Genomic DNA, 2,771 nt, shown 5'->3' with positions numbered 1-2,771 from the left:
ATTTATTGTTGCTGTAAACAAAGACGAAGAAGCTCCAGTATTTGAAGTTGCCGATTACGGAATTATCGGAGACGTTCACAAAGTATTACCCGACCTTGTAAATGCAGTAAAAAAATTCAAAAGCGAATAATAATATTTTTAAAAATATTAAAAAGCCAAAACTTATTTTCGTTGGTTTTGGCTTTTTTTGTTTGTAATTTCAAACCAATCACTAGTTGTAGTTTGCAACTACAACTTTATATCATCTTGACATTCAAAATATTACAATCATACAGCTAATTTGCAAGATTTATTTATACGGAAATAAAATAAGTGATTAAAATTGATTTGATATTGAGGTGTAGTTACAAACGATACTTAGTTCGGATAAAAATATTTTAGAACAATCACTAGGTTTCTATATCACTTTCACAATTTCTTCTCTTCTCATATCCCCATGCTAATTTCAAGCAATTCGGCAATATCGTAATTTTTTATTTCTTCTTCTTTATTCTTATATTTCAAACCATCAGTAAACATAACCATACAAAACGGACATGATGTTGCAATAATATCAGGTGATTTTTCCAGTGCCTGTTCTGTTCTTTCCATATAAATTTCTTTATCTCCTGTTTCAGCTTCTTTAAACATCTGTCCACCTCCACCTCCACAGCACATAGCAAAACTTTTGTTCTTGTCCATTTCCACTTTTGTTGAAGGAATTACATTTAACACATCTCTTGCTGCTTGATATTCATTATTTGCTCTTCCTAAATAACATGGGTCGTGATAAACAATTCTCTTATCTTTTAATGCATCTGAATTTATATTTACTTTTCCTTCTTTTATTATTTTTTGTAAAAACTGTGAATGATGAATTACTTCATAAGATCCACCAAAATCAGGATATTCATTTTTTAAAGTATTAAAATCATGAGGATCGCAAGTAATAATTTTTGTTACATCATAATTTTTAAGAATCTCAATATTCATAAATGCCTGCATTTGGAAAAGCATTTCATTACCTGTTCTCCTTGCTATATCACCGCTATCACTTTCTTCAACACCAAGAACCGCATAATTTATATTTAAATGATTCAAAATTTTAATAAAAGACCTTGTTACTTTTTTATTTCTATCGTCATAAGCACCAGCAGAACCAACCCAAAATAAAAATTCAGGCTTTTTATTTTTTGCCATCAAATCAGACATCAATGGAACTTCAAGCCCTTCTGCCCAAAGCATTCTATCTTCCGGTGAATATTGCCAGGGAGCACCATTATTTTCAATATTTGAAAACACAGGATTTATACCCTTTGCCGATTTCGATTCTTCCATTACAAGATATCTTCTCATATCAAGAATCAAGGAAGGATGATTAATATTTATAGGACATTCTTGAGCACATGCATTACAGGTGGTACAAGCCCATATTTCTTCTTCCGAAATATAATCTCTAATCAATGATTTGTTGTCATTAAAATCTTTTCCGTTTTTAATAATTCCCAAACCTTTTTCTTTCATCCTTGCTCTTAAATCAATCATCAGTTTTCTTGGAGAGAGTTTTTTACCCGTAAGATTTGCAGGACAAACAGAGGTACATCTTCCACATTGAGTACATGTTAACGAATCAAGATAAGTTTTCCAAGTAACATCAGTTGTATCCAACACCCCAAAACGTTCTACCTCTCCTTCCTCTTCTTGCTCATCAAATGCAGTATCAGGATTCATCATTAATTTTACTTCTTTGCTTATACTTTCCATATTGTAAATGAATCCAAGTGGATCAATACGACTAAGTAAAACATTGGGTGCAGACATAAACACATGAAAATGCTTTGAATAAGGTAAAACATTGGCAAAAATAAATATCAATAAAATATGTAACCACCAATTAAACTCGTACCAAAAATGAATTGAGGATGCTTGCATTCCATCAAACAAAGGAATTAACAATATACTTACAGGATAAATACCTTGTATCTCATGCTGATTACCAAGACAATAAAAAGTATTGATTCCAAGTAAAGAAATCATTAAAAGTAGAATAAGTGTAAGAGCAATATTTGCATCATAATGAGAAACTTTTTTCATTTCTTCACCTGAGAAGCGTTTTATTTTCATAAATATTCTTCTAAAAAGAAAGATAATAATTGCAATTCCTACAACAAAGGCAAAAACATCTCCTGCTGCAATTATAAAACTATAAACTACTCCTAAAAAAGATAATATGCGTTCTGTTCCTATTATTCCATCAATTATCATTTCCATACTTCCAAAAAGAATAAAGCAAAAACCCCAAAACACAAGAGCATGTGCTAAACCAATTAATGGAAAACGAAATATCTTTGACTGCCCTATAACCAATTTTATAAATATTATAATTCTTTTTCCCCAATTATTAATAGGAAAAGGTTTTGTAAGTTTAAAAAATCGATAATATCTATAAATAGAAAATGAAAATATACCAATAGTTATGAGTAATACGATAATAAAATATATTTGTTTTGTCATAAAATAAGGATTAAAATAATTCTTGTTAATATCATTGCAGTGGCAAGTTATCATTTTTAAAATATTTATCAAAATTTGTTTGGTTTTTATTAATTTAGCAAAATAAATGTTTTTGTTTTTTACAAATAATTCACAAAAGCTTTTAACATTGCTTAATTTTGTAATTATTTTAATACCTTAAAGTCAAGCTAAAAAAACTCCTATGAAAGAAAACAGAGTAAGAATTGACAAATGGCTTTGGGCTGTACGGATTTTTAAAACCCGAAGGCTTGTTGTGG

2 protein-coding genes are annotated in these 2,771 nt (G+C 29.6%); one reads left to right on the top strand and one right to left on the bottom strand.

Annotation, left to right across the window (positions count from 1 at the left end):
* On the top strand, positions 1–130 hold a 130-nt coding region (locus tag U9R42_08460; GenBank protein ID MEA3496053.1), incomplete at its 5' end, for an electron transfer flavoprotein subunit alpha/FixB family protein.
* A 296-nt stretch (positions 131–426) separates the two neighbouring features.
* On the opposite strand, the gene U9R42_08455 is transcribed toward U9R42_08460, so the two are convergent.
* Positions 427–2,493 carry a (Fe-S)-binding protein gene (locus U9R42_08455; GenBank protein ID MEA3496052.1) on the bottom strand — a complete coding sequence of 689 codons (2,067 nt, stop codon included), beginning with the start codon at positions 2,491–2,493 and terminating at the stop codon, positions 427–429.
* Between the last annotated feature and the right edge of the window lie 278 nt (positions 2,494–2,771).

The sequence above is a fragment of the Bacteroidota bacterium genome (assembly GCA_034723125.1).
Classification (GTDB): domain Bacteria; phylum Bacteroidota; class Bacteroidia; order CAILMK01; family JAAYUY01; genus JAYEOP01.
Note: the sequence above shows the minus strand (reverse complement) of the source record. Positions and strands in the feature narration are given on the sequence as shown.

Bases quoted from the DNA above. Each gene is read 5' to 3' on its own strand.
- U9R42_08455 (MEA3496052.1), bottom strand. From the start codon at position 2,493: ATGACAAAACAAATATATTTTATTATCGTATTACTCATAACTATTGGT.